This window comes from Pseudomonas sp. S2_H10 (assembly GCF_054668285.1).
This window is the reverse complement of record NZ_CP162754.1, coordinates 6,143,195-6,163,308: the sequence shown is the minus strand read 5'-3', so window position 1 is coordinate 6,163,308 and position 20,114 is coordinate 6,143,195. Positions and strand designations below refer to the sequence as shown.

Sequence of the window (20,114 nt, the reverse complement as noted above, 5' to 3'; positions counted from 1 at the left end):
CTCGGCTGTTTAAATGCCCGTCTGGCATGGACAGCCAACCTAAAGAGCGGACCCCATGAAACGCCTGCCACTCGACGACAGCTTCAAGGTCAATCGCAACCCCGTTACCCTGCGCGAAATCGTGCTGGATAAACTGCGAAGCGCCATCATGAACTTCCAGCTCCTGCCGGGAGACCGTCTGGTCGAACGCGATCTGTGCGATCGCCTGGGCGTCAGCCGTACTTCCGTGCGCGAAGCCTTGCGTCACCTGGAATCCGAAGGCCTGGTGGAATTCGCCGACGCCAAGGGCCCGCGTGTCGCGATCATCACCCTGGCCGATGCCGTGGACATCTACGAGCTGCGCTGCGTGCTCGAAGGGCTGATCGTTCAGCTGTTCACCCTGCGCGCCAAGGCCAAGGACATCAAGGCCCTGGAAAAAGCCCTCGAAGAAAACCGCAAGGCCTTGAAAGACGGCGAGCTGCAACAGGTCATCGACTCGGTGCAGGGTTTCTACGACGTGCTGCTCGAAGGTTCGGGCAACCATGTCGCGGCCACTCAGTTGCGCCAGTTGCAGGCACGCATCAGCTACCTGCGCGCGACTTCGGTGTCCCAGGAAAACCGTCGCGGCGCCAGCAACCAGGAAATGGAACGCATGGTCGAGGCGATCAAGGGCGGTGATCCGCTGGCCGCCCACCAGGCCTGCGTCGACCACGTGCGTGCAGCCGCAGCCGTGGCCCTGGACTACCTCAAGCGCAAGCAGGAAGAAACCGGCGACATCCCGGCGATCACCCAGCCCATCGCGCTGAAAGAACCGCGCATAGGTCGCTGACATGTTCAGCCCGAGCTTTTGCCCCAAGTGCGGCAGCGCTGATCTCGGTCAGCAGCTGCCGCCGGGCGATACGCACGAGCGCCTGATGTGCCGCGGCTGCGGCTACATCCACTACGTCAATCCGAAGATCATCGCCGGCTGCATCATCGAGCAGGACGGCAAGTACCTGCTGTGCCAACGCGCCATCCCGCCGCGCCCCGGCACCTGGACTCTGCCGGCGGGCTTCATGGAAAGCGGCGAGACCACCGAACAGGCGGCCTTGCGCGAGGTCTGGGAAGAAAGCGGCGTGCGCGCGGAGATCGTCTCGCCCTATTCGATTTTCAGCGTGCCGAAGATCAGCGAGGTGTACATCATCTTTCGCGCCATTGCGCTGGAGATCACCGGGCAGTACGGCCCGGAGACCCTCGACTACAAATTCTTCGCGCCTGAGGAGATTCCCTGGGAGAGCATTTATTACCCGGCGATTCGGCAGATTCTTGAGCGTTATATCGAGGAGCGGCAGGCTGGGGTTTATGGGATCTACATGGGCAATGACGACAGCGGGAAGATTCATTTCATCCGCTGAAAAATCCCCCATTCCCCTGTAGGAGCGAGCCTGCTCGCGAAGGTCTGTCATTCGACGCTGGCTTGCGGGTGTACATATCCGTTGCTGCGGTAACGGCCACCTAGGGTTCCACCCTTACGGCGGGTCACCTGGAAAAACGGAACGCCGCCCGGCCCCAAGTAACCAAGGGCTCTTGCCCCTTTAGTTCGGCCTCTCGAGGGCAAGAAGATCAAAAACCAAATCAAAAGCCAAAGCGGCCGGCCTGATCGTGAGGCTGTACACACCTCCGTGTAGGAGCTGGCTTGCCGGCGATGGCGCCACCCCAGCCAACCCTGCTGCACCTGACACACCGCCATCGCCGGCAAGCCGGGCTCCTACAGAGATTGAGTACATCTGAGAGAGATTGGTTGGCTTGCAGGCCGCCATCGCTAGCAAGCCAGCTCCTACAGTTTGATTTGCGTTTATCTTCGAGGGATTGGTTGGCTGGCAGGCCGTCATCGCTGGCAAGCCAGCTCCTACAGAAAAGCAAAAAGCAAAAGCGGCGTACACCCATGCTCTTCACCACTCACCAGGCCGAGCGTTAGCTCGCCTGCAGCTCTTGATCTTGATCCACCCGCCCCCTCGGGAGGCTGAGTGGAGGTGTTCATCCGGGGATTGGCGCGTAGCGCCGTTCGACGCAGTCGAACTCATCGCATGTAGGTGCCAGCGAAGCCAACCGGAGGGCGATGCCCCCGGATGAATGCCGGAGCGAAGGAACCCCGAGCCTAAGCGAGGGGCCGTACGCAAGGGGCGAGCGTTTTTTTGGTTACTTTTTTTAGGCGCTTGTAAAAAAAGTGACTCGCCGTAAGGGCGAAACCATAAGCCGCCGTTACCTAAAAAACGGATATGTACACAGCCGCATTTCAGAGCCCCACCACACCCTCAACAATGATCACCTCAGCCAAAGCCACCCCCAAACGAAACCCCCTAGCCTCCTGATACAACGCCGACCGATAACAAGCCACCGCCAACTCATACGAATCAAACTCGATCACCACACTGCGCTGCGGCGTCGACCGACCTTCCATCGCCTCGCTACGCCCACCCCGAGCCAGAACCCGACCGCCATACAACGCAAACGCCTGCGGCGCCCGCCGAGTGTATTGGCTGTATTGATCAGCATCAGTGACATCCACATGAGCAATCCAGTACGCCTTCATAGTGACCTCCCGGTTAATTTTGTATTATGGTATACCAAATTACCCCTCCAACAAACACCGAGACTCCAGCATGGCCTTCAACAGCATCGAAGAAATCATCGAAGATTACCGCCTCGGCAAAATGGTCCTGCTGGTCGACGATGAAGACCGGGAAAACGAAGGCGACCTGTTGCTGGCCGCCGACTGCTGCACACCCGAGGCGATCAGCTTCATGGCCCGCGAAGCCCGCGGCCTGATCTGCCTCACCCTGACCGACGAACACTGCAAGCGCCTGGGCCTGGAACAGATGGTGCCGAGCAACGGCAGCGTGTTCAGCACCGCCTTCACCGTGTCCATCGAGGCCGCCGTCGGTGTCACCACCGGTATCTCCGCAGCAGACCGTGCCTGCACCGTGGCCGCCGCCGTCGCCGCCAACGCCGGCCCTGCCGACATCGTGCAACCGGGCCACATCTTCCCGTTGCGCGCCCGCGAAGGCGGCGTGCTGACCCGCGCCGGACACACTGAAGCCGGCTGCGACCTGGCCCGCCTGGCCGGCCATACACCCGCCTCGGTGATCGTCGAAGTGATGAACGACGACGGCACCATGGCCCGCCGCCCGGACCTGGAAGTGTTCGCGCGCAAGCACGGGATCAGGATCGGCACCATCGCCGACCTGATTCACTATCGCCTGAGCACCGAACACACCATCGTGCGCATCGGTGAACGTGACCTGCCGACCGTGCACGGCACCTTCCGTCTGATCACCTTTGAGGATCGCATCGAAGGCGGTGTCCACATGGCCATGGTCATGGGCGATCTGCGCCGCGAAGAGCCGACGCTGGTGCGCGTGCATGTGATCGACCCGTTGCGCGACCTGGTCGGCGCCGAATACAGCGGGCCGAGCAACTGGACCTTGTGGGCCGCCTTGCAACGTGTCGCCGCCGAAGGCCACGGCGTGGTGGTGGTGCTGGCCAACCACGAATCCTCCCAGGCGTTGCTCGAACGCGTGCCGCAACTGACCCAGCCGCCACGGCAGTTCAGCCGCTCGCAGTCGCGGATTTATTCGGAGGTGGGTACTGGCGCGCAGATCCTGCAGAACCTGGGTGTGGGCAAGCTGCGCCACCTCGGCCCGCCGCTGAAATATGCAGGCCTGACCGGTTACGACCTGGAGGTGGTGGAAAGTATTCCATTCACCGAGTAATACGCAGCCATCCCTGCATGGAAAAAACCTGTGGGAGCGGGCTTGCCCGCGAAGACGGCGGCACATCCAGGATCAATGTCACAGATGTACCGCAATCGCGGGCAAGCCCGCTCCCACAGGAATGTGGTTAGGGATAAATCACCTTTATAAAAAGCAATTTGGCTGATAGCCGGTACGGCAAAATGCTTGCACAAAGTTTGGAATACCATAATATGATATTCCATAGACCGGACAGTCAGCACTGACTCGATGGTCCTGATGCTCCCGATAGGCGGGCACTCGAAAGCCCCGCTCATAAACACAACAATGAGGGCGTGAAAATGGTGTTGAACAAACGTGCGACCGCGGTTCTTTTTGCGGGACTGCTGAGTGTGACCAGCCAGGCATTGCTGGCGGCTGAAAGCGTCAACTTCGTGAGTTGGGGCGGCAGCACCCAGGATGCGCAGAAGCAGGCCTGGGCCGACCCGTTCAGCAAGGCCAGCGGCATCACTGTTGTGCAGGATGGCCCGACCGACTACGGCAAGCTCAAGGCCATGGTCGAGAGCGGCAACGTGCAATGGGACGTGGTCGACGTCGAAGCCGACTTCGCCCTGCGCGCCGCCGCCGAAGGCCTGCTCGAACCCCTCGATTTCAACGTCATTGACCGCGACAAGATCGACCCGCGTTTTGTCAGCGATCACGGCGTCGGCTCGTTCTTCTTCTCCTTCGTCCTCGGCTACAACGAAAGCAAGCTCGGCGCCAACAAGCCTCAGGACTGGTCCGCACTGTTCGACACCAAGACCTTCCCCGGCAAACGCGCCCTCTACAAATGGCCAAGCCCTGGCGTGCTCGAACTGGCGCTGCTGGCCGATGGCGTGGCTGCCGACAAGCTCTACCCGCTGGACCTGGACCGTGCGTTCAAGAAACTCGACACCATCAAGAAGGACATCGTCTGGTGGGGCGGCGGCGCGCAGTCGCAGCAGCTGCTGGCCTCCGGTGAAGCGAGCATGGGCCAGTTCTGGAACGGTCGGATTCACGCCCTGCAGGAAGACGGCGCCCCGGTCGGCGTAAGCTGGAAGCAGAACCTGGTCATGGCCGACATCCTGGTCATTCCAAAGGGTTCGAAAAACAAGGACGCGGCCATGAAGTTCCTGGCCAACGCCAGCAGTGCCAAGGGCCAGGCGGACTTCTCCAACCTGACCGCCTACGCCCCGGTCAACGTCGACAGCGTGCAGCGCCTGGACTCGGTGCTGGCCCCGAACCTGCCGACCGCCTATGCAAAGGATCAGATCACTCTTGATTTCGCATACTGGGCCAAGAACGGTCCGGCCATTGCGACACGGTGGAACGAATGGCTGGTCAAATGAAAATGACGGCAACCGCGTCTCGTCCTTCCACGGCCACCGGGAGCGCCACTGGCGCTGCCGGTGCGGCATCCGCCCAGCCTGTTGCGAAGCAGCCCGCGCCGTCGCTGAAACAGCGTTGGCGCGGCGCCAGTAACCTGGTCCCGGCGCTGCTGTTTCTCGGCCTGTTCTTTCTTGCGCCGCTGATTGGCCTGCTGTTGCGTGGCGTGCTGGAACCGGTGCCGGGCCTGGGCAACTACGAGCAACTGTTCGCCAACTCGGCTTATGCCCGGGTCTTGCTCAATACCTTCTCGGTGGCCGGCCTGGTGACGTTGTTCAGCCTGTTGCTGGGCTTCCCGCTGGCCTGGGCGATTACCCTGGTGCCCCGTGGCTGGGGTCGCTGGATTCTCAACATCGTACTGCTGTCGATGTGGACCAGCCTGCTCGCCCGCACTTACTCCTGGTTGGTGCTGTTGCAGGCCTCGGGCGTGATCAACAAGGCGCTGATGGCCATGGGCATCATCGATCAACCGCTGGAGATGGTGCACAACCTCACCGGCGTGGTGATCGGCATGAGCTACATCATGATCCCGTTCATCGTGCTGCCGTTGCAGGCGACCATGCAGGCCATCGACCCGATGATCCTGCAGGCCGGTTCCATCTGCGGCGCCAGCCCCTGGACCAACTTCTTCCGGGTGTTCCTGCCGCTGTGCCGGCCGGGGCTGTTCTCCGGCGGTTTGATGGTGTTCGTGATGTCCCTCGGTTACTACGTGACCCCGGCCCTGCTGGGCGGGGCGCAGAACATGATGCTGCCCGAGTTCATCATTCAGCAGGTGCAGTCGTTCCTCAACTGGGGCCTGGCCAGTGCCGGCGCCGCGTTGCTGATCGTGATCACGCTGGTGCTGTTCTACTTCTACCTGAAGCTCCAGCCGGAATCCCCGGTTGGCGCCAGCAACGCGAGGTAAGCCGTCATGCTCCTGACCCCCAATGCCATGAGCCGGCGCATGCGCTTCGGCCTGTACGCCACCACCGGGTTGATCGGTCTGTTCCTGCTGCTGCCGATCGTGTTCATCGTGCTGCTGTCGTTCGGCTCCTCGCAATGGCTGGTGTTCCCGCCGCCGGGCTGGACGCTGAAATGGTACGGCCAGTTCTTCTCCAATGCCGACTGGATGAACGCGGCGATGGCCAGCCTGAAAGTCGCGGTGCTGACCACGTTCTTCGCCGTCGCGCTGGGCCTGCCGACCGCGTTCGCCCTGGTGCGTGGCCGCTTCCCCGGCCGGGAAATGCTCTACGGCCTGTTCACCCTGCCGATGATCGTGCCGCTGGTGATCATCGCCGTGGCGGTGTACGCGCTGTTCCTCAAACTCGGCTACACCGGGACCATGTTCGCCTTCGTGGTCAGCCACGTCATAGTCGCCTTGCCATTCACCATCATCTCGATCATCAACTCGCTGAAGCTGTTCGATCAGTCGATCGAGGATGCGGCGGTGATCTGCGGCGCCTCGCGCCTGCAAGCGGTGTTCAAGGTGACCTTCCCGGCGATTCGTCCGGGCATGGTGGCCGGCGCCCTCTTCGCCTTCCTCGTCTCGTGGGATGAAGTGGTGCTGAGCGTGATGATGGCCAGCCCGACCCTGCAAACCCTTCCCGTGAAAATGTGGACCACTCTGCGCCAGGACCTGACGCCCGTGATCGCCGTCGCTTCGACGCTGCTGATCGGCCTCTCGGTGTTGGTCATGGTCATCGCCGCTGCCTTGCGCCGGCGCAACGAAATCAGCGCTTGAGCGCCAGGAGTACGACATGAGTGCAGTGATCAAAGATGCCGCGCAGCAAAATGACAAACCCCTGGTCAGCTTGCGCAACCTGAACAAGCACTACGGCGACTTTGCCGCCGTGGACAACATCTCGCTGGACATCAAGGACGGTGAATTCCTCACCTTCCTCGGCTCCAGCGGCTCGGGCAAAAGCACCACGCTGTCGATGCTCGCCGGCTTCGAAACGCCGAGCAGCGGCGAGATCCTGGTCAACGGCCAGTCGCTGGTCAACGTGCCGCCGCACAAACGCGACATCGGCATGGTGTTCCAGCGCTACTCGCTGTTCCCGCACCTGTCGGTGCGCGACAACATCGCCTTCCCGCTGGCCATCCGCAAACTGCCCGCCGCCGAACGCGAGCGCCGGGTCGATGCGATGCTCAAGCTGGTGCAGCTCGAGCAGTTTGCCCACCGCCGCCCTTCGCAACTCTCGGGCGGCCAGCAGCAACGCGTCGCCATTGCCCGGGCGCTGGTCTATGAACCACGCATCCTGCTGATGGACGAACCGCTGGGCGCGCTGGACAAAAAACTGCGCGAAGACTTGCAGGATGAACTGCGCCAGCTGCATCGGCGCCTGGGCATCACCATCGTCTACGTGACCCACGATCAGGAAGAGGCCATGCGCCTGTCCCAGCGCATCGCGATTTTCAGCCACGGCAAGATAGTCGGCCTGGGCAGTGGTTATGACCTGTACCAGAACCCGCCGAACGCCTTTGTCGCCTCGTTCCTCGGCAACTCGAACTTCCTCAAGCTCAAGGCCCAGGGGAATGCGGTGGCGACCTTTGAAGGTCAGGCGCTGTCGATCCGCCTGACTGCCGGCCTGCAAACCGATCAGGATGTGCTGCTGATGGTGCGTCCGGAGAAAGCCCTGGCCCTGAGCAACGAGCAAGCCCTTGCCGAACCGCTGGCCGCCGGCTGGAACGAAGTCTCGGCCAAGGTCGTGGAAGTGTTGTTTCTCGGCGAAAGCCAGACCTGCAGCGTGGTGACCGCGGGAGGCACCTCGATGACGGTCAAGGCACTGTCCGCCGCCGGCATGCCGCTCAAGGCCGGTGACCCGGTGCGAGTGCGCTGGGCCACCGCCGATGCCTGCGTCTACACCGAATGGGCCGAAAGCGACCTGAACAAGGCTGCCGGCGCTCACTGATCCATTGGCCTGCGCGTGCGGGCCACTATAATGAGTCACCCTCGGGCCACCACAACGTCGGGTTGTGGTGGCCTTTTTTCTGGTTTTTTCACGGGTTAGGCATTCACATCATTTTCGATTCGGACGCGGCCCCTGTAGGAGCTGGCTTGCCAGCGATGATCGTTAACGATAACGCGTATAAACCGGATAAACGCGGCGCGCGTGAGTCCATCGCCGGCAAGCCGGCTCCTACAGTTTTCCGGGAATGAGTGGAGAACCTTTTTTCTGTCATCTGTAAGATAAATTGGACAACGGATTCCTAAAATCCCGGTTTAATGCTAAATAGTGCTCAGTATTTTTAACACCCGACCCTGTCGTGCCACACAGTGCAACGAGAATAACGATATGAAAGTCCATTTCGAGAAAAGTGAAGTGTTTGGGACCCTCCACCTGCAATCGGCGGTGGCAGCATGATCGAAGTCACCGAAGTTTCCATCGCCGAGCTGCGCGCCGCGCTCGAATCCGGCCAGACCACTTCGGTCGAGCTGGTCCAGGCTTATCTCGCGCGGATCGACGCCTATGACGGCCCGCAAACCCCTACCGCCCTGAACGCGGTCGTGGTGCGCAACCCCGAGGCGCTCGCCGAGGCCCGGGCGTCCGACGCCCGTCGCGCCAAGGGCCAGGTGCTGGGGCCGCTGGACGGCATCCCTTACACCGCCAAGGACAGTTATCTGGTCAAGGGCCTGACCGCCGCTTCCGGCAGCCCGGCCTTCAAGGACCTGGTCGCCTATCGCGATGCATTCACCGTCGAACGCCTGCGCGCCGGCGGGGCGATCTGCCTGGGCAAGACCAACATGCCGCCGATGGCCAACGGCGGAATGCAGCGTGGCGTCTACGGCCGCGCCGAAAGCCCGTACAACGCCGAATACCTGACCGCGCCTTTCGCTTCCGGCTCGTCGAACGGTGCCGGTACGGCGACCGCGGCCAGTTTCTCGGCCTTTGGCCTGGCGGAAGAAACCTGGTCGAGCGGACGCGGGCCGGCCTCGAACAACGGCTTGTGCGCCTACACCCCTTCACGCGGGGTGATCTCGGTACGCGGCAACTGGCCGTTGACCCCGACCATGGACGTGGTCGTGCCGTTTGCCCGGACCATGGCCGACCTGCTCGAAGTGCTCGACGTGGTCGTGGCCGATGACCCGGACACCCGTGGCGACCTGTGGCGCCTGCAGCCCTGGGTGCCGATTCCGAAATCGTCCGAGATACGCCCGCAATCCTATGCCGCGCTGGCCGCGAACAGCGAAGCACTCAAGGGCAAGAAATTCGGCATTCCGCGCATGTACATCAACGCCGACCCTGAAGCCGGAACGTCCGAAGCACCGGGCATCGGCGGGCCGACCGGCCAGCGCATCAACACCCGCCCTTCGGTGATCGGCCTCTGGGAACAGGCGCGCAGGGCCCTCGAAGCCGCGGGCGCCGAAGTGCTCGACGTGGATTTCCCGCTGGTCTCCAACTGCGAAGGCGATCGCCCTGGCGCGCCGACCGTGTTCAATCGCGGCATCGTCTCCAAGGAGTTTCTGCACCATGAACTGTGGGACCTGACCGCCTGGGCGTTCGATGATTTCCTGCAGGCCAACGGCGATCCGAAATTGAATCGTCTGGTCGATGTCGACGGCCCGCAGATCTTCCCGCACGACCCGGGCACCCTGCCCAACCGCGAGGGCGACCTGGCCGCCGGCATGGACGAATACGTGCGCATGGCCGAGCGCGGCATCACGTCGTGGGACCAGATCAGCACGGTGCCGGACGGCCTGCGCGGGCTGGAAAAGACCCGCAAGATCGACCTGGAAGACTGGATGGATAGCCTGGGCCTCGATGCGGTGCTGTTCCCGACGGTTGCCGATGTCGGCCCGGCCAATGCCGATGTCGATCCGCAATCGGCGGACATTGCCTGGAGCAACGGTGTATGGGTCGCCAACGGCAACCTCGCCATCCGCCACCTCGGCGTGCCAACGGTCACCGTGCCGATGGGCGTGATGCCGGACATCGGCATGCCGGTCGGCCTGACCTTCGCCGGTCGCGCCTATGACGACTCGAAGCTGCTGCACCTGGCATCGGCGTTCGAATCGACCGGCAGCAAACGCATGATCCCGCCGCGTACCCCGCCGCTGCGGTAAAGATTGGGCGTACTGTAGGAGCGAGCTCGCTCGTGATGGTCGTTAACGATAACGCGCCTTTGCTGGTTAAACGCGGCGCGTTTGAGTCCATCGCCAGCAAGCTGGCTCCTACAGCAGACTCCAGGCCCGAATCATCAAGGATCGACCTGGGCCATCAGTTCCGGGATCGATTCCGGCCGCTTGGCGTAACGCTGCGCCAGCACCGCACAGACCATCAGCTGAATCTGGTGGAACAACATCAATGGCAGGATCAGCACACCAATGGTGCTGCCGGCGAACAACACCTGCGCCATTGGCACGCCGGTCGCCAGGCTTTTCTTCGAACCGCAGAAAAGTATGGTGATGCGGTCCTCCTGATTGAAGCCGAAGGCCTTGCCCAGTACGGTCGCGGCCACCAGCACCAGCGCCAGAACGATGCAGCAGACCAGCACCAGCCCGACCAGATCCAGCAATGGAATCTGCTGCCAGAGCCCCTCGTTCACCGCCTCGCTGAACGCCCCGTAGACCACCAGCAAAATCGAACCCTGATCGACGAACTTCAACCAACTCTTGTTGCGTCCTACCCAGTTGCCGATCCAGCGCCGCGCGATCTGCCCGGCAATGAACGGCAGCAGCAACTGCACGCTGATCTTGAGGATCGCGTCGAGGGTCGAGCTGCCTTCGCCGTGCACGTTGAGCAGCAGGGTCACCAGCAACGGCGTGAGGAAAATCCCGAACAGGCTGGACGCCGCCGCACTGCAGATCGCCGCCGGGATGTTGCCCCGCGCCAGCGAAGTGAAGGCAATCGCCGACTGCACCGTGGCGGGCAGCGCGCACAGGTAAAGCATGCCCATGTACAGGTCGTTGCCGATCAGCGGCGACAGCAAGGGCTTGAGCGCCAGGCCGAGCAGCGGGAACAGCACGAAGGTCAGGCTGAACACCAGCAGATGCAGGCGCCAGTGCCCGGCGCCGGCGATGATCGATTCGCGGGACAACTTGGCGCCATGCAGGAAAAACAGCAGCGCGATGGCGATGTTGGTCAGCCAGCCGAAACCGACCGCGACCTGGCCGCTGGCGGGCAGCAGGCTGGCGAGCGTGACCACGCCGATCAGGGTCAGGGTGAAGTTGTCGGGTAACAAGCGGGGGCGAGTCATGGGTTTGATCATCCGGGGGTTGCCAGTACGTGCAGGCGACTCTAACGTGACTGGAAATTACCGACTAACGCCGAAGAGCCAGCAGATGCCGCCAAAAGGACATGACAAGAGTGTTCGACGCAGTATTCCCGGGCTGTCCAGCCTGCCGCGACCGCTCTACGGCCGTACCGAATCGCTGCCCAATCGCGCCCTGACCCGGCGCCACAGCCACCCGTGGGTGCAGCTTTCCTATGCGATCCAGGGCGTGCTCGAAATCCAGACCGGCGTCGGGCGTTTCGTCGCCCCGCCTGAGCGTGCGGTGTGGATTCCGGCGGGCATGCCGCACCGGGTGTTCAGTTCGCCGCGCACGGAGATGCGCAGCCTGTACATCGATTGCAGCGTCTCGACCTGGGCGCCGCCGGGCTGCCATGTGTTGGGGGTCAGTGATTTGCTGCGCGAGTTGATCCGCGCCTTCAGCCAGGTTCCGGTGGAATACGATCAGGACGGGCCGCACGGTCGGTTGGCCCAGGTGATTCTGGACCAGTTGGCCGAGGCGCCGCAGATTGATTTGATGCTGCCCCTGCCCCAGGACAGCCGGTTGCGGCAGATCGCGCAAAGCCTGGAGTCGCACCCGGAGCAACAGACCACCCTCAGCCACTGGAGCGACCAATTCGGCGTGACCGAGAAAACCCTCAGTCGCCTGTTCCTGCGCGACACCGGCCTGACGTTTCGCGCCTGGCGCCAGCGTTTGCGCCTGCTCGGCGCCCTGACGCCACTGGAACAGGGCGAGCGCGTGACCGACGTTGCGTTGGCCTGTGGTTATGACTCGACGTCGGCGTTTATCGCCGCCTTCCGCCAGCAGTTCGGCGAAACGCCGGGGGAGTTTTTCCGCTAATTTCGACACAGGATACCCTGTAGGAGCGAGCTTGCTCGCGATGGTCGTTAACGATAACGCGTATTTACTGGCTAAACGCGGCGCTCTTGAGTCCATCGCGAGCAAGCTCGCTCCTACAGGGACTTGATGCTGGTCCACACCCGCGTGCGCACCCGCTCGAGCTTTTGCGGCAATGGCTGCACCACATACAGCGTCGCCAGCGCTTCGCTGGTCGGGGTCAGGTTCGGGTTGCCGGTGATGTCCTTGTTGATCAGCGTCAGCGAGTCCTTGTTGGCATTCGGATAGCCAAGGAAGTCGCTGATCGGCGCGATGACTTTCGGGTCCAGCAGGTTGTTTAGGAATTCGTGGGCCTCGGTGACGTTCTTCGCGCTTTTCGGGATGGCGAAGGTGTCGAACCAGATCGGCGCGCCTTCTTTCGGCAGGCGCCAGTCGACGACCACGCCGTTGCCCGCCTCTTTGGCGCGATTGCCGAATTGATAGAAGCTGCCGGAGTAACCGATGGCCACGCAGATATCGCCGTTGGCGATGTCGGTCATGTACTTGGCGGAGTTGAAGTAGGTGACGTAAGGACGAACCTTGAGCATCAGCGCCTTGGCTTTTTCGTAGTCATCGGGGTTCTGGCTGTTCGGGTCGAGCCCCAGGTAATGCAGGGCCAGCGGCAGGATCTCCGACGGTGAGTCGAGCATGGCCACGCCACAGGCCTTGAGCTTCTCCATGTTCTCGGGCTTGAACACCAGGTCCCAGCTGTCCACTGGCGCATTCTCGCCCAGCGCCGCCTTGACCTTGGCCGGGTTGAAGCCGATCAGCACGGTGCCGTACATGTAGGGCACGCCGTACTGGTTGCCCGGGTCGTTCTTGTCCAGCAGCTTGAGCAAGGCCGGATCCTGGTGCGACCAGTTCGGCAACTTGGACTTGTCGAGTTTCTGGAACACCCCCGCCTTGATCTGGGTTTCGATGAACTGGTTCGAGGGCACCACCAGGTCGTAGCCCGAGTTGCCGGTGAGCAGCTTGGCTTCCAGGGACTCATTGGTGTCGAAGGTGTCCCAGGTCACCTTGATCCCGGTGTCCCCGGCAAAATCCTTGGGGACGGACGGCAGGATGTAGTCCGCCCAGTTGTACACCCGCAATTCCTGCTGTTCGGCGTGCACCGCGCTGGCCAGCAGCGACAGCCCGCAGGCGGTGACGCCCAGTTTGATCGTGTGCATGGATCATTTCCCCAAGTGTGCCGTGAGTGCTCTGATTCTTGCTGACGGCGTGGCCGGTTCACAGCGTGAGGCAGGCCAAAAGGGGATTGAAACGGCCAATATAACTGTCCGCTTTGATCGGCAATGATTCGACGGTTAGTCCAAACTGCCGATGCCTGCGCAGCCCGTTTGCTGCTTATTGCGCTTCACACCAATAACAAGATTGCGAGGCTTCGATGCGTGCTCCACTTCTGCTTGCCCTGCCCCTGCTCGGCCTGCTCAGTGCCTGTTCCGAACCCTATGACCCGCAACCGCTGGCCAGCACCGGCACTGCCGCGCCCCTGATCGGCGCTAGCGCCGTGGCGCAACCGTTGAGCGGCGCCGTGCCCGCCAACCCCTTCATGGCCAGCAACGGCAGCAGCTACATGCATTCCGACGGCTACAGTTCCGACACGCACCCGGGCCCTGGTCCGCTGGGTCGGGACATGCAAACGAGCAGCCGCGACGGCAGCCGCAAACCCGGCGGCATGTGCCCGATTCACACCTTCGATCAGCAGGGTCGCCTGGTGGTGCTGTGCGCCAACCTGATGCAGTTCGAGCTGCAACTGCTGGAACCGCGCACCCTCAAGCTGCTGGCCCGCTACCCGCTGCCGCCGCGCCCGTCGACCTTCCACGCGTTGATTACCCTGGACCCGGACAAGATCATGGCGGACACCTCCGGCGCCTATTTCTATGTCGACGAACAGAATCGCGTGGTCATCGCCGACGCCGAGCAGCACATCCAGCGCGTGGTGCATCGTCAGGACGCTGCCGGTGCGTGGTCGTTCGAAAAGGTCGACGACTGGGACCTGAGCGACAAGGTCCCGCACGATTGCGTGCGCCCGACTGCCTGGTTTCCCAAGGGTGAGTGCGATCCCGTCACCGGGGTCATGTCCGACCACCAGGGCCTGATCTGGTGGATCACCCGACGCGGCCGCATCGGCACCCTGAACCCGGACACCGGCAAGGCGCTGGGCATTCAACTGGCCAACGAAGAAATCCAGAACGGCATGTCGGTAGCGGCCGATGGCGTCTACCTGGTGTCCGATCACGCCATGTACCGCTTCGCCGCCGCTGCCGACGGCAAGCCCGTGCAAGGCTGGCGCGAAGCGTACGACCGGGGCACCGGGCGCAAGGTCGGTGCGATCAATCAGGGCAGCGGCACCACCCCGACCCTGCTCGGCGAACGCTACGTCACCATCACCGACAACAGCGACGGACGCATCAACCTGCTGGTCTACCGTCGCGAGCAGGACTACGCCGGCAATCGCCTGATCTGCAAACTGCCGGTGTTCGACAACAACGCCTCGGCCACCGACAACTCGGCCATCGGCTGGGGGCGCTCGATCATCCTCGAGAACAACGCCGGCTACACCAGCGCCTTCGCACAGAAGGACTGGCAGGCGGTGCACGGCGGCATCAGCCGCATCGATATCCGCGCCGATGAATCGGGCTGCGACCAGGTGTGGCAATCCAGGGAACGCTCGCCTTCGGTGGTGCCGAAACTCTCGGTGGGCAACGGCCTGCTGTACTTCTACACCTTCGAACCGCAGGCCGGTGGCGAGAACGCCTGGTACCTGATGGCGCTGGATTTCGCCAGCGGCCAGACCCGGTTCAAGGCATTGACCGGCGTCGGCCAGGCATTCGACAACAACTGGTCGCCGATCACCCTGGCACCGGATGGCACGGCCTATGTCGGGACGTTTGGCGGGTTGGTTGCGCTGTGGGACAAGGGCGTGAGTGCAAGCGGCGACCAACCCTGAGAAATGGTTTTTCTGTGGGAGCGGCTGTACGCAAAATCAGCGAACCACCCACAAATCATTGTGGGAGCGAGCCTGCTCGCGAAGAGGCCGGCACATTCGACATCGATGTCGCCTGACACGCCGCCTTCGCGAGCAAGCTCGCTCCCACAGGTCCAGCGGCTGTACGCAAAACCTGCGAACCACCCAAATCATTGTGGGAGCGGGCTTGCCCGCGATGAGGCCGGTACATTCAACATCGATGTCGCCTGACACTCAGCCATTGCGGGCAGGCCCGCTCCCACAGGGGGTTGTGGCGTTTTTACAAGAGCGACAAGGTGTAGTTGATGATGAACCGGGTCTGATCCACATTGCGGCCCGCATCGGTGTTGGACGTGGCATTGCGCAAGGAGAACCCCACCCCCTTGAACGTCCCCGATTGCAATACGTAATCCAGCGTCATGTCGCGCTCCCACTCGGACTGGTCGCTGGCGTTCTGCGCCTTGATGTCGGTGCCCTTCAGATACGCGATCGTGGCTTTCAGGCCCGGCACGCCCATGGGGGCAAAGTCATAGGTGTATTGCCCGAAGTTCGTCTGTTCTCCGGCGCGGGCAAAGTTCTGGATCATCTTGTCGGTGGGCAGGTAGACACTGCCGCCGCCCGCCCCCTTGTCCACCAGGCTGCCCTGGTTGGGCTGGACAAAGTTGCTGCCATCGCCCACCTGCTGATGCCCCACCGACACCGCGTGCCCGCCATGGGTGTAGGTGACCATCGCAACCCAGGTGCTGTTGTCGATTTCACCGTCGTTGTCGTCGGTGTAACCCGACACCCGATAACCTTGCGCACGACCTGAAGCCGAGTTGTTGGCGCCACTCGAGGTGGTGCGGAAGTAGCGCAGGTCGGTGGTCAGCGAGCTGGCGCTGTCGATGGGCAGCGTGTGCGTCAGGCCGAGAAAGTTCTGGTTGTAGAAATCCTCCAGCTGCGCGAAGTAATACTGGGTTCTCAGATTCTTCGTGAGGCTGTAGTCGGCGCCGGCGTAGTAGAACTTGTTGCTGTCTTGCGTGCTGCCGGCGACCGACAGGCCCGTGCGGTCGGTCGAGGCGCGCCCGACCGCGTGCTCGAGCACACCGCTGGTCAACGTCAGGCCATCGATGTCGTTGGAAGTGACCTGCGCCCCGGTAAACGATTGCGGCAATACACGGGCATCGTTCGCCAGCAGGATCGGCAACTTGGGCAGCAAGGTGCCGTAGCGAAACTCGGTCCGGCCCAGGCGCATCTTCGCCGTGGGGCCGAAGCTGCTCCAGGCGTCGGCCGCGCCGTCGCCGTCGGACGGAATCATGCCGCTGCCGACGTGGCGCCCCGCTCCGCTGTCCAGGGTGATGCCGAGCAATGCCTGGGCATCGAGCCCGAAACCCAGCGTGCCCTGGGTAAACCCCGACTCATAGCGCAAGACGAACCCCTGGGCCGATTCTTCGGTTTTCGAAGGATCGGCTGCGCCATCGCGATTGTCGCTGTTGAAGTACAGGGTGCGCATGGAGAGGCTGGCCTTGCTGTCCTCGAGAAAACCATGGGCTGCGGAATCGGCTGCCTGTGCGCACACCGAACTGGTTGCCAGCAGGACGGCGGTGGGAATGGCGCGTTTGAACATAGGGTGCTCCTGGGTGTTTCTTATCGTTATTTGAAGGTTTCACCGCCAGACAGGGCCCGATTACCGCCCACGCAACCGCGCTCACCACGAGGGCGACAACAGGCGCGCCCGATGAGTGATGGGAGTCGTTCGTGGTGAGGGTTTACTGACTGGTTCGTGAAACTCTTAAAACATTTCGCACGGCTATTATCAAATGCAGTGAAAGTAGTTTTCGTGGAGGGATACGCCTTGTCGCGCAGGGGTATGCACGATCACTGTTTTTGCATATCGGTGCGGCGGATTTTCACCATACTGACTTCATCGGCAGTGTTGCCTGGCTGCCCGTGAGTCCCTCAAGGAGCAATAGCCATGAACGATCGGATAGAGCTGTTCGGCGCCAATACCGGCAACAGCCTGCGGGCCGCGATCGCCCTGGAAGAATCCGGCATCGCCTACACAGCACGCAGGCTCGACCTGTATGCACAGGAGCATCGCGGGCCGGCCTACCTGGCATTAAACCCGGCCGGGAAAGTCCCGACCCTGGTCGATCACGGGACCACGCCGAGCCTGGTCATCAACCAGTCCAACGCGATCATCCAGTACGCCGACTCCATGGCACCCGGAAGGCTGGCACCGGCGCAACCCGGACCTGAGCGCACCCGGGTGATTGATCGCTATTTCTTTTTCGTGACCGACGTCATCGCACCCAGCCATGCCGCCTTTTTTCTGCACAAGGCGGGGCAGGACAAGGCGGCGGCGACCATCGATCTGCGGGTGATCGAGCAACTGACCTATGCGGAAAGTTTTTTGACGGGCGAATTCATGGCCGGGGCGCAGTTCACCATGGCCGACATCTCCGCGTTCACCATCGCCGGGGCGTTCCGTGACCGGCTGGAATGGAGGCTGCTTCCCCAGCTCTCGCGCTGGTTCGACAGCGTCGAAGCCAGGCCGGCGGTGCAGCGCGGCCTGAATGTGTTCAAGGATGCCTGAACGGCAACCCCGGGCCACACGCAAATCCTGTAGGAGCCGGCTTGCCGGCGATGGATTCAAGTGCGCCGCGTTTATCCTGCTTACACGCGTTATCGTTAACGACCATCGTCGGAACGCCGCCCGGAGCAGGCTCGCTCCTACCGAGATCAATCGGTGTAGCCGAACTTCACCCCATGGCTTTGCTGCGCCTGGCTGCGCGTAGCGAGGCAGTAATACAGCGGGCATGTCACCACCAGCCCGACCAGCCACGACAGGTCCGCGCCGTCTACCAGATTGGCGTACGGCCCGACGTACAGCGACGTGTTGGCGAACGGCAGCTGCATGATGATGCCGATGAAGTAGGCAATGATCGCGTGCAGGTTGAAGCGCCCGTAGATGCCGCCGTCAGCGCGGAAGATCGAAGCGATGTCGTAGCGACGACGCTTGATCAGGTAGAAGTCGATCAGGTTGATCGAGGCCCACGGCACCAACACCAGCAACAGCGCGAGGATCAGGCCGATGAACTGCGAAATGAAATTCGCCGAAGCGCCCAACGCCACCACGCAGCAACCCGCCAGCACGATGCTCGACAACAGCACACGCACCTTGATGCTCGGCGTCCACTGGCTGGCGAAAGTCTGGATCGAGGTGATGATCGACAGCACCGCGCCATACAGATTCAAGGCGTTGTGGCTGATGATGTTGAGCAGGAACAGCACCATCAGGATCGGCCCCAGCCACCCGGTGGACTGCTTGACCGCCGCCATCGCCTCGGTGCCTTCCGGGGTCGCCAGTACTGCTACGGCGCCGAAGGTGAACGAGAGGATGGTGCCCAGGGTTGCCCCCAGATACGTGGCCCAGAATGGCTTGGCGATCCCAATATCCGCCGGCAGGTAGCGCGAGTAGTCCGACACATACGGCGAGAAGCTGATCTGCCAGATGATGCCCAGCGAGACCGTGGCCAGCCAGCCCGACAGGTTGAAACCGCCGCGGGTGAAAAAGTCCGCCGGCAGGTCATGGGCAAAGATATAGAGGAAACCCGCGAGCAAGGCACTGCCCATCACCCAGGTGCCAATGCGGTTGAGAGTATGAATGAAGCGGTAGCCGATCACCCCGATGGCGGTGGCGCTGAGGGCACCGATCAGAATGCTGGCCGGTACCGGCACCGACGGCACAATGCCGACAATCGATTTGCCGGCCAGCACGATGTTGGAAATGAAGAAGCCGATGTAGATCAACGCGGCGAAGAACACGATCAGCAGCGCGCCGTAGCGGCCGAACTGGCCACGGCTCTGCACCATCTGCGGAATGCCCATGCACGGCCCCTGGGCCGACGCGAGGGCAATCACCACCCCACCGACCATGTGCCCGAGCGCAATCGCCAGCAGGCCCCAGAACAGATTCAGGTGGAACACCTGGACCACCATTGCGCCGGTGACGATGGGCAGTGGCGCGATGTTGGTGCTGAACCACAGGGTGAATAGATCGCGGGCCTTCCCGTGGCGCTCTGCGAGTGGAACGTAGTCGACCGTGTGATTCTCGATCAACGGATCTTGCCGGGACATCTGGGACATGTGCATGAACTCGAGTTTGTCTGTTCTTATCTTTGTATGAAGCCAAACCGGGGGGACTCTTTGGTCGCCCCTCAGATGCCGACCATATTATGGTATTCCAAACTTTAAACAAGACTGATCCGGTCTTTGAACAAGCATCTGAGCCGCTATCCTGCCCGGATCCCGCCAGCGCTGGCTAGCTTAAAGCCCCGTAAACATTGACCTTCCGACGAAAACACGACGTTTATCGGTTCACCTAAAAAGACCTTGCAATAGATGTATTACGGTATACCATCAGACCTACAACCACATAAGAACCGCGTCACACCACCCGAGGACCGTCCAATGATCGATGCCGCCATCTACAAACAAGTCATGGGCTCGTTCCCGTCCGGAGTGACCGTGATCACGACCCTCGATGACGACGGGCAAATCGTCGGCCTGACCGCCAGCGCCTTCAGCTCGCTGTCGATGGACCCGGCCCTGGTGCTGTTCTGCCCCAACTACAGCTCCGACTCCTACCCGGTGTTGATCAAGAACAAGCGTTTTGCCATCCACGTGCTGTCCGGCGGCCAGCAAAACGAAGCCTATGCCTTCGCACGCAAAGGCAAGGACAAGGCGCAAGGGATCGAGTGGACGCTCAGCGAGTTGGGCAACCCGATTCTGGCCAACGCCACGGCGGTCATCGAATGTGAACTGTGGCGCGAATATGAAGGCGGCGACCACGCCATCATGGTCGGCGCGGTGAAAAACCTGATCGTGCCCCACCAGAGCAGCGGGCCACTGGTGTATTGCCACGGCAAGATGGGTGCCCTGCCCGTTCCAGCCTGATTTGCCA

Annotated in this window: 17 protein-coding genes; 12 read left to right on the top strand and 5 right to left on the bottom strand. The window is 62.1% G+C overall.

What is annotated here, in order from left to right; genetic code table 11:
* Positions 1 to 55: 55 nt before the first annotated feature.
* Positions 56 to 808, top strand: coding sequence for a GntR family transcriptional regulator (locus tag AB4O16_RS27950; RefSeq protein ID WP_046042558.1), 753 nt, complete (start codon positions 56 to 58; stop codon positions 806 to 808).
* 1 nt (position 809) lies between these two features.
* On the top strand, positions 810 to 1,373 hold the full coding sequence (locus AB4O16_RS27945; protein ID WP_160387972.1) for an NUDIX hydrolase: 564 nt from the start codon (positions 810 to 812) through the stop codon (positions 1,371 to 1,373).
* 881 nt (positions 1,374 to 2,254) lie between these two features.
* On the opposite strand, the gene AB4O16_RS27940 is transcribed toward AB4O16_RS27945, so the two are convergent.
* Positions 2,255 to 2,551, bottom strand: a complete 297-nt coding sequence (locus AB4O16_RS27940) for a DUF1330 domain-containing protein (protein WP_460156380.1) — start codon at positions 2,549 to 2,551, stop codon at positions 2,255 to 2,257.
* A gap of 70 nt (positions 2,552 to 2,621) precedes the next feature.
* Between AB4O16_RS27940 and ribBA the strand changes: the two genes are divergently transcribed.
* The 6 genes from ribBA to AB4O16_RS27910 all read left to right on the top strand — a co-directional run bounded on the left by ribBA (position 2,622) and on the right by AB4O16_RS27910 (position 10,158).
* Positions 2,622 to 3,731, top strand: coding sequence for a bifunctional 3,4-dihydroxy-2-butanone-4-phosphate synthase/GTP cyclohydrolase II (ribBA, locus tag AB4O16_RS27935; RefSeq protein WP_460156379.1), 1,110 nt, complete (start codon positions 2,622 to 2,624; stop codon positions 3,729 to 3,731).
* 320 nt (positions 3,732 to 4,051) lie between these two features.
* Positions 4,052 to 5,077: an ABC transporter substrate-binding protein gene (locus tag AB4O16_RS27930; protein WP_160387970.1), complete on the top strand. Its 1,026-nt coding sequence runs from the start codon at positions 4,052 to 4,054 to the stop codon at positions 5,075 to 5,077.
* Positions 5,074 to 6,018 (top strand): ABC transporter permease, encoded by a 945-nt coding sequence (locus tag AB4O16_RS27925; protein WP_460156378.1) that lies wholly within the window; start codon positions 5,074 to 5,076, stop codon positions 6,016 to 6,018. The genes AB4O16_RS27930 and AB4O16_RS27925 overlap by 4 nt, the downstream gene beginning before the upstream one ends.
* 6 nt (positions 6,019 to 6,024) lie before the next feature.
* Complete coding sequence (locus AB4O16_RS27920) at positions 6,025 to 6,834, top strand: ABC transporter permease (protein WP_007976227.1); 810 nt, start codon at positions 6,025 to 6,027, stop codon at positions 6,832 to 6,834.
* A 16-nt stretch (positions 6,835 to 6,850) separates the two neighbouring features.
* Positions 6,851 to 8,005 carry an ABC transporter ATP-binding protein gene (locus tag AB4O16_RS27915; RefSeq protein WP_160387968.1) on the top strand — a complete coding sequence of 385 codons (1,155 nt, stop codon included), beginning with the start codon at positions 6,851 to 6,853 and terminating at the stop codon, positions 8,003 to 8,005.
* A 449-nt stretch (positions 8,006 to 8,454) separates the two neighbouring features.
* On the top strand, positions 8,455 to 10,158 hold the full coding sequence (locus tag AB4O16_RS27910; RefSeq protein ID WP_460156377.1) for an amidase: 1,704 nt from the start codon (positions 8,455 to 8,457) through the stop codon (positions 10,156 to 10,158).
* Positions 10,159 to 10,292: 134 nt separating this feature from the next.
* On the opposite strand, the gene AB4O16_RS27905 is transcribed toward AB4O16_RS27910, so the two are convergent.
* Positions 10,293 to 11,291 carry a bile acid:sodium symporter family protein gene (locus AB4O16_RS27905; RefSeq protein WP_460156376.1) on the bottom strand — a complete coding sequence of 333 codons (999 nt, stop codon included), beginning with the start codon at positions 11,289 to 11,291 and terminating at the stop codon, positions 10,293 to 10,295.
* Between the two features lie 85 nt (positions 11,292 to 11,376).
* Here AB4O16_RS27905 and AB4O16_RS27900 point away from each other — a divergent pair, with 85 nt between their 5' ends.
* Entirely contained in the window at positions 11,377 to 12,165 is a 789-nt protein-coding gene (locus AB4O16_RS27900) for an AraC family transcriptional regulator (RefSeq protein ID WP_160387965.1), read from the top strand.
* Positions 12,166 to 12,278: 113 nt separating this feature from the next.
* On the opposite strand, the gene AB4O16_RS27895 is transcribed toward AB4O16_RS27900, so the two are convergent.
* Complete coding sequence (locus AB4O16_RS27895) at positions 12,279 to 13,370, bottom strand: polyamine ABC transporter substrate-binding protein (protein WP_460156375.1); 1,092 nt, start codon at positions 13,368 to 13,370, stop codon at positions 12,279 to 12,281.
* Positions 13,371 to 13,585: 215 nt separating this feature from the next.
* Here AB4O16_RS27895 and AB4O16_RS27890 point away from each other — a divergent pair, with 215 nt between their 5' ends.
* On the top strand, positions 13,586 to 15,151 hold the full coding sequence (locus AB4O16_RS27890) for a hypothetical protein (protein WP_460156374.1): 1,566 nt from the start codon (positions 13,586 to 13,588) through the stop codon (positions 15,149 to 15,151).
* A 298-nt stretch (positions 15,152 to 15,449) separates the two neighbouring features.
* Here AB4O16_RS27890 and AB4O16_RS27885 read toward each other — a convergent pair whose 3' ends face one another.
* Positions 15,450 to 16,775 carry an OprD family porin gene (locus AB4O16_RS27885; protein ID WP_160387962.1) on the bottom strand — a complete coding sequence of 442 codons (1,326 nt, stop codon included), beginning with the start codon at positions 16,773 to 16,775 and terminating at the stop codon, positions 15,450 to 15,452.
* A 348-nt stretch (positions 16,776 to 17,123) separates the two neighbouring features.
* Between AB4O16_RS27885 and AB4O16_RS27880 the strand changes: the two genes are divergently transcribed.
* On the top strand, positions 17,124 to 17,744 hold the full coding sequence (locus tag AB4O16_RS27880; RefSeq protein ID WP_460156373.1) for a glutathione S-transferase family protein: 621 nt from the start codon (positions 17,124 to 17,126) through the stop codon (positions 17,742 to 17,744).
* 146 nt (positions 17,745 to 17,890) lie between these two features.
* On the opposite strand, the gene AB4O16_RS27875 is transcribed toward AB4O16_RS27880, so the two are convergent.
* Positions 17,891 to 19,297 carry a purine-cytosine permease family protein gene (locus AB4O16_RS27875; RefSeq protein ID WP_160387960.1) on the bottom strand — a complete coding sequence of 469 codons (1,407 nt, stop codon included), beginning with the start codon at positions 19,295 to 19,297 and terminating at the stop codon, positions 17,891 to 17,893.
* 324 nt (positions 19,298 to 19,621) lie between these two features.
* Here AB4O16_RS27875 and AB4O16_RS27870 point away from each other — a divergent pair, with 324 nt between their 5' ends.
* Positions 19,622 to 20,107 (top strand): flavin reductase family protein, encoded by a 486-nt coding sequence (locus AB4O16_RS27870; RefSeq protein WP_460156372.1) that lies wholly within the window; start codon positions 19,622 to 19,624, stop codon positions 20,105 to 20,107.
* Positions 20,108 to 20,114: the final 7 nt, after the last annotated feature.

What these genes read in the sequence shown, in the direction of transcription:
- ribBA (WP_460156379.1), top strand. Translation starts at nt 2,622, where the DNA reads ATGGCCTTCAACAGCATCGAAGAAATCATCGAAGATTACCGCCTCGGC.
- AB4O16_RS27940 (WP_460156380.1), bottom strand. Translation starts at nt 2,551, where the DNA reads ATGAAGGCGTACTGGATTGCTCATGTGGATGTCACTGATGCTGATCAA.
- AB4O16_RS27895 (WP_460156375.1), bottom strand. Translation starts at nt 13,370, where the DNA reads ATGCACACGATCAAACTGGGCGTCACCGCCTGCGGGCTGTCGCTGCTG.
- AB4O16_RS27890 (WP_460156374.1), top strand. Translation starts at nt 13,586, where the DNA reads ATGCGTGCTCCACTTCTGCTTGCCCTGCCCCTGCTCGGCCTGCTCAGT.
- AB4O16_RS27875 (WP_160387960.1), bottom strand. Translation starts at nt 19,297, where the DNA reads ATGTCCCAGATGTCCCGGCAAGATCCGTTGATCGAGAATCACACGGTC.
- AB4O16_RS27885 (WP_160387962.1), bottom strand. Translation starts at nt 16,775, where the DNA reads ATGTTCAAACGCGCCATTCCCACCGCCGTCCTGCTGGCAACCAGTTCG.
- AB4O16_RS27945 (WP_160387972.1), top strand. Translation starts at nt 810, where the DNA reads ATGTTCAGCCCGAGCTTTTGCCCCAAGTGCGGCAGCGCTGATCTCGGT.
- AB4O16_RS27920 (WP_007976227.1), top strand. Translation starts at nt 6,025, where the DNA reads ATGCTCCTGACCCCCAATGCCATGAGCCGGCGCATGCGCTTCGGCCTG.
- AB4O16_RS27925 (WP_460156378.1), top strand. Translation starts at nt 5,074, where the DNA reads ATGAAAATGACGGCAACCGCGTCTCGTCCTTCCACGGCCACCGGGAGC.
- AB4O16_RS27880 (WP_460156373.1), top strand. Translation starts at nt 17,124, where the DNA reads ATGAACGATCGGATAGAGCTGTTCGGCGCCAATACCGGCAACAGCCTG.
- AB4O16_RS27930 (WP_160387970.1), top strand. Translation starts at nt 4,052, where the DNA reads ATGGTGTTGAACAAACGTGCGACCGCGGTTCTTTTTGCGGGACTGCTG.
- AB4O16_RS27910 (WP_460156377.1), top strand. Translation starts at nt 8,455, where the DNA reads ATGATCGAAGTCACCGAAGTTTCCATCGCCGAGCTGCGCGCCGCGCTC.
- AB4O16_RS27950 (WP_046042558.1), top strand. Translation starts at nt 56, where the DNA reads ATGAAACGCCTGCCACTCGACGACAGCTTCAAGGTCAATCGCAACCCC.
- AB4O16_RS27915 (WP_160387968.1), top strand. Translation starts at nt 6,851, where the DNA reads ATGAGTGCAGTGATCAAAGATGCCGCGCAGCAAAATGACAAACCCCTG.
- AB4O16_RS27900 (WP_160387965.1), top strand. Translation starts at nt 11,377, where the DNA reads ATGCCGCCAAAAGGACATGACAAGAGTGTTCGACGCAGTATTCCCGGG.
- AB4O16_RS27870 (WP_460156372.1), top strand. Translation starts at nt 19,622, where the DNA reads ATGATCGATGCCGCCATCTACAAACAAGTCATGGGCTCGTTCCCGTCC.
- AB4O16_RS27905 (WP_460156376.1), bottom strand. Translation starts at nt 11,291, where the DNA reads ATGACTCGCCCCCGCTTGTTACCCGACAACTTCACCCTGACCCTGATC.